This is a genomic window from Nereida ignava, from assembly GCF_001049735.1.
GTDB classification, from domain to species: domain Bacteria; phylum Pseudomonadota; class Alphaproteobacteria; order Rhodobacterales; family Rhodobacteraceae; genus Nereida; species Nereida ignava.
The window spans coordinates 1-6,155 of sequence record NZ_CVPC01000040.1 but is presented as its reverse complement, the minus strand read 5'-3'; the positions used below and the strand labels follow the sequence as shown (position 1 = coordinate 6,155).

Annotated in this window: 3 protein-coding genes; 1 reads left to right on the top strand and 2 read right to left on the bottom strand. The window is 46.4% G+C overall.

The features are described 5' to 3' along the window. Nucleotides 1-292 precede the first annotated feature (292 nt). Together NIG5292_RS15370 and NIG5292_RS14035 are read right to left on the bottom strand one after the other, a co-directional pair. The gene (locus NIG5292_RS15370; protein WP_370726558.1) at nt 293-523 is read right to left on the bottom strand and encodes a primase-like DNA-binding domain-containing protein; all 231 of its coding nucleotides are present in this window, start codon (nt 521-523) and stop codon (nt 293-295) included. Nucleotides 524-1,105: 582 nt separating this feature from the next. Further along, a complete protein-coding gene (locus NIG5292_RS14035; protein ID WP_048600166.1) occupies nt 1,106-2,290 on the bottom strand; it encodes a hypothetical protein in 1,185 nt (394 codons plus the stop codon). A 1,277-nt stretch (nt 2,291-3,567) separates the two neighbouring features. Here NIG5292_RS14035 and NIG5292_RS14025 point away from each other — a divergent pair. Next, nucleotides 3,568-5,754, top strand: a complete 2,187-nt coding sequence (locus NIG5292_RS14025) for a phage/plasmid primase, P4 family (protein WP_158441669.1) — start codon at nt 3,568-3,570, stop codon at nt 5,752-5,754. Nucleotides 5,755-6,155 lie beyond the last annotated feature (401 nt).

Sequence of the window (6,155 nt, the reverse complement as noted above, 5' to 3'; positions counted from 1 at the left end):
GCAGGGGTATCAGTCGGTAGGGGGCGAGTGCCACCCCAGCCCTAGGGGGTATCGTATATAGGCCTGACCTGAGATTGGGGTTTGTTAATCGTCAAGTTGACAGTTCTGATTATACAGGGGGATGGGGCTGGCGGTGCATCCACGAGGTTGGGGCAATCTATTAGTATTCCTCTTCCTCGTAGAAGAAAAAACAATGTAGAGAATGTAGTAAATGTAGCCCAATCCGAAAAGTCCCTACAGAAATTCCAGTAGATAGTTTTCAGAAAGGGCTACACAGCCTACATCGGCTACATCAGTAGGCTAGGCAGGGTTGGATGCCATGCCACTGAAGGCCACTGGATGATCGCTGCTGATATACGCCGTTCAGCTTTTCCAATGCTCGTTTGAAGGCTGTTTGTGATTGTGGCTTTCGGCCAGCGCTACAACACCAATCACGATAGGCTTGGTAGAACTTAGAGGCTGCACAGATATGATTACTGTCCTGTTCGCACTCATCTGTTACAAACTGACTGATGCTATCCATCGCTGATTTATATTCAGCGACTTGGTCTTCAACGACCTGTGGTGTTTGCAGTTCAGCCGCCTGCCAAGTCAATCTGACAGAACCGCTCTTTTTTAGTGGTATCTACTGAATTCCAAAACAAACTATCCTTAAAGAAGTTATTTTACATATGACGTAATATAGACGCTCATCATTACGTCAGTCTGGAATGACATGGCTGTGCAGAAAAATTCTAATGAAAACCATTACAGTTTACAATAATCGGAGCTTGAAGCGTCAGATTAAGAGCGAAAGTCTTAATAATTACGCTGATTTATGTTAATAGCTTAAGCTCAATTTCGTAAAGCACCAGAGAAACATTAAACTTCTCATGCGGCATGCATGCATCGCCCAACCGATTAAGGCGAGCCTATTAATACTTAAAATTATTTACAATCTAGAAAATTCGAGGCACTTGGCTTTCCTTCCTGCACCAGGACGTAAAGCAGTTTCAGGAATGTGGCCCTCCCGAAGGTACTATTTCCGCTACGATCAGTATCTACAAGAAATAAGCGGCACACCAGCCATGAGTATTGGTGTGCCGCAAAACTGACATAAAATAGATCAGAAGTCGAAGCTAGCTTTTAACCCAAAGGCAGTAACCGAATTATTGGCATAATTTGCTGAAGTAACACCTTTCGCAACATTCACGTCGCCAACCTTTGTATAGCTTACCCCACCAGTGAGGGTGAGGTTATTAGTTTGGTGTTTTAAGCCTAACGACAATGTTTTAGATCCGTTCGACATTGTGAAGCCACTTTCTGAAGTTGCGCCTCCTCCGTTTTCCCAAGAGTAGCTCAGGCTCCCAGAAGTGTTTTCGGCAAATTTCCGGCCCAAGCCAATGCTGTATGCTGTCGTGTCGACGAATTCGCTCTCGACATCCAATGAACCGGCTGCGGCAATATTAACATCGATTTGAGCAGCAGCCCAATTTACCCGGTGGGCTGACGCCATTAGTAGCGTATCTTCAGCAATCCCTGTTTGAAATTTAACCGTAGTAGCTTTAGGCACCGCCATTTTACTGTCGTCAGCAAAGCTTAGTGAAGTCTGGGTTGCGTGTAGCCAGTTGCTAGCAGTACCGGTCAACCCCATTTCGATTGCCTCTGAATGCATAACTTCAAGTTTTAAGCCTATGTCAGAGATCTCGTAAGCCGCCCCATAAACCAAACCACTTTTGCTGACTTTATTTAATGCATAGTTGGTCTTTAGGGTTTGTACCGTTGAGCTATCCACGTACACTTTACGCAAGCCACCAATGACGGAAAAGCTGTCGTTTACTTCGTATCTAGCGAGGATAGACTTTGTATTCACCATCACGTCAGCACTTGCGGCGATTGAGCAATTAGATCGCATAGAGGCTAAGTCGCCGGAAGCCGGAGTTGACTCCGCTGCTTGCGCCACTCCGACCGCCGCAGCAGCAGCTGCACAAGCAACACGGTCAATTCCGGGCACAGATTGCCCGTCCATTTGAATCGCACCAGAGTCAAATGAGGTTATGCCAACATCGATATTTCCAATCGTGAACTTACCAGACAAAGACTGACGGGTCTGGTTCTTTGCCATTTTATGACTAGTGGTAGTCTGCGTGGTCGCATTGATTGCGTAGTTCAGGCTGCCATATGACAACTCGGCATAATTTCCATTTTCATAAAGAAAGCCTGTATCTAGCTTGCCTGTTTCCCAGCCACCGGCAAGTGTCGGTGATGCTGCTAGTGCGCAAAGCGCTGTGAGAGTAAGTATGCGTGTCATAACGCCCCCGGGTAATTGTTTTTATTAGCTTGTTACAAAACTGTGTCATGTGGCAAGCCTTTCGTCCCGTCTAACGCAACGTCAACAATCTGTTGCAAGACCTAAGCACGCTGCTCAGGTACTTGTTGTGACAACAGCTGTACCCAGTTACACGTGTGACAATTAGGGTGGCCATGTGTGCTTGTGCAGATGCCCGCCACAATGAAAAGAGTATTAAATTGGGTAAAATAAACCGAGCAGCACTCCTATCGTTCTTATCTATGGTTGCGGCATGCTCTCAACCGCCATCGCTGATCACAGGGTCATCCGTTGATAGCTCGGAATACAGTCACCTTGATTGTGAAGGGTTAGGCAGAGAACAACGTAGAGTTAAGAGTGAGCTTGATCAGAGCCAGAGACTGCAAAGAATGTATGTTGCTGGGGATATAGCATCTGTTCTTTTAATTGGCGTGCCCCCAACTGCTGTAACTGGCAGTAACAATACCGCCATAGCCCGGCACAAAGGCGAACTTATTGCTATCGGCCGTTCGTTGAGGCTGAAACAATGCCTGGGTGCTCCAAAAGAAGATCCTGGGCAGTTTCCTGACGAAAGCGCTCTTCAAAGGCTAGAAGGCCTCTTGCAGTAAATGGGTTAAGTTACTGCACCCTTTAGGTGGACAGACAGAGTCATCCGCCTGCTGGTTGGGTGGTAGGGACCTTGCATGGCTCATCATTGAAGAGACGAGAAAACGTCTACGATTTCTCAGTAATTTCTTAAAATTTGTATGATTAGCCAAGCTCGAAGATGAAATCTAAACACGCAACGGGCTTGGCAAGGTCAGAGCAAAGCTCTGCAAGTATGGCGGTCCATTGGATCAAATCGAGAGGCTACACTGTTCCCCTTGCCCTTGATCCCAGCTGCCATTGCTTCAATCGTGCGCTTCTCAGTGACCTTACTTTTCAAGGCATACTTCACTCACTATCGCCGCTTCATTTGCAGTAATACTGATCAACTAGGACAGCAGTAAAATAGTTATGCATGGAGTGCGTGAAGAAGAGGCAAGTTATTGATTAAAAACAATAACGTCCAAAAAATATCTTTACTTATTCGATGACCTAACGTATAGTTCAGGAACGGCGACCCCTGATTCTAAGCGTACAGGCCACTCGCTTTTCATTCACCTAAATACGCACGTGCCATCTAGCAGCCCCCAATGTGGGCCACCTGCATGGCTTAAGCCTTGATGTGCTTTCATCATCGACCCGTCGTGGTCGGGCGGTACCCCTGTGCCGTTAGATTGAAAGACATTCCCACAATGGAAAATCTATCACATTTAAACAAACTTTGCGATCAAGACGCTTTTCTTGAACTTCACTCAAACTCTAAACGCCCAGTAACGAATGATTGGCCAAACCAAGGCCAACCAGCTGCTTCAGCTTTGTCCAGCGGTAAGAATATCGGTATAATTCTAGGAAACACATCAGGACTACTTGATGTGGACCTAGACTGCCGAGAAGCCAAGACCTTGGCTAATATCATCCTGCCATTACCCTTAGCTACCTTTGATAGAGGTACGGCTGATAGTGGTCATTATCTCTACAAGGCCATTACGACAGGACCCCGTACGGCATTCACCTCGGCTGATAAATCTACCTTAGTGGAATTGCGTGGGGATGGCTCACAAACGATGATACCACCTTCGGTCCATCCAAATGGTATTCGCTTGAAGTTTACGTCTTTCAGCAAAGAAGCAAATTCTATTGCTTACGAAGAATTGCTGCTGGCCGTGAACCTACTCGCTGCTTGCTCTGAACTGGCGCAGAATTGGCAGGAAGAATGTAGGCATGAATTGGCTTTGTCGTTTAGCGGCTTTGCTAGGAAACACGGTTTGGAACCCAATTTAATCATGCAGATCATGCAAAGAATTTGCCAAATTGCAAATGACCCTGAAGTGGAAGACCGCTTGAATGCCGTTAGAAGCACTTTCGCTCGACCACTTGAGACTGTGATCGGTTTCTCAGGTCTATCGGACTGTCTAGGAGAAGCTACCGCCAAACGTATTGCTGATCGTTTTGTGGCTCATTCAGGTAAGATTATTCAGGGTACAGACTTAGTCACGACTCAGCGCAAAACAGATGGTGTTGTGAATTATGGTCAGTTTTCTGACAAAGCCAATGTGACCGAAGCCAAGATGGGAACTGCGTTTGCTGAATGGCTAGATGGCAAAGCAGTCTATGTCTTCGAGAAGAAGCAATGGATGATTTGGAATGGAAGCTATTGGGAGGCAGATCAACGCTCCATGATAACTCGTTTGGCATACCAGTTTGTCACAGAAGCAAAAGCTGCACTTGTAGATATTGGGAAATATTCTGATCTATCTAATCTTTCGCAGTTTGAAAGTATCAATAGGCTTGAAAACATCGCCAAATTTGCAACAACCGATCGGTCCGTTTCTGCCTCAGAGTTTGATACTGATCCTTTTCTGCTTGCAGCATCAGATATGTGGATAGATCTCATGAGCGGTGAAGCTGTTGCGCCAAATCCCTCTAAACTTGTCAGTAAGGCACTTTCAATAAACTTCGATCAAGCTGCGGATTGTCCAAATTTCATGAAGTTCTTAGACGACATCTTTGAATGTGATCATGAACTCATTGGCTTCGTGCAGCGGGCCATTGGTTACAGTTTAACTGGGTCCACGTCCGAACAATGTCTTTTCATTATGATTGGGGATGGGGCCAATGGTAAGTCAACGTTCATTAACGTGATCAACAAACTATTGGGGCTATATGGATCAACAGCAGCTTCGCAGACGTTAATCGCAAATGGTGGAAATTCCATTGGTGATGATTTGGTTGATTTGATTGGCGCAAGGTTGATCACTGTAAGCGATACCGAAGAAGGTCAGTCTTTGGCAGAGGCCAAGATCAAGCAGATGACAGGTGGTGATAGGCTGAAGGGGCGCCCCCTATATGGGACCCACATTCAGTTTAATATCATCGGAAAGCTATGGCTGGCCACGAATAGTCTGCCACAGATCAACAATACTGATCATGGGATTTGGCGTCGCATCAAAGCAATTCCATTCAATCGGACGTTCAGCGCTGACGAGCAGGACAAAACTCTTGGCGATAAACTCATCCAAGAACTACCTGGAATTTTGAATTGGGCGATTGAAGGTTGTTTTGCTTGGCAGGCGGCTGAACTGCAAACACCACAGGTCGTTGAAGACCAAGTCGCTGAATATAAATCAGCGATGGATAGCATCAGTCAGTTTGTAACAGATGAGTGCGAACAGGACAGTAATCATATCTGTGCAGCCTCTAAGTTCTACCAAGCCTATCGTGATTGGTGTTGTAGCGCTGGCCGAAAGCCACAATCACAAACAGCCTTCAAACGAGCATTGGAAAAGCTGAACGGCGTATATCAGCAGCGATCATCCAGTGGCCTTCAGTGGCATGGCATCCAACCCTGCCTAGCCTACTGATGTAGCCGATGTAGGCTGTGTAGCCCTTTCTGAAAACTATCTACTGGAATTTCTGTAGGGACTTTTCGGATTGGGCTACATTTACTACATTCTCTACATTGTTTTTTCTTCTACGAGGAAGAGGAATACTAATAGATTGCCCCAACCTCGTGGATGCACCGCCAGCCCCATCCCCCTGTATAATCAGAACTGTCAACTTGACGATTAACAAACCCCAATCTCAGGTCAGGCCTATATACGATACCCCCTAGGGCTGGGGTGGCACTCGCCCCCTACCGACTGATACCCCTGCGACGCTCTGTAAGGCCCTTATAAAACCATCAACTCCATCAGCCAACCTACTGACCAACAAGTGGATTGCCCTCGGCATGACTCACCGAGTGCCTCTGAGGCCTAGGATC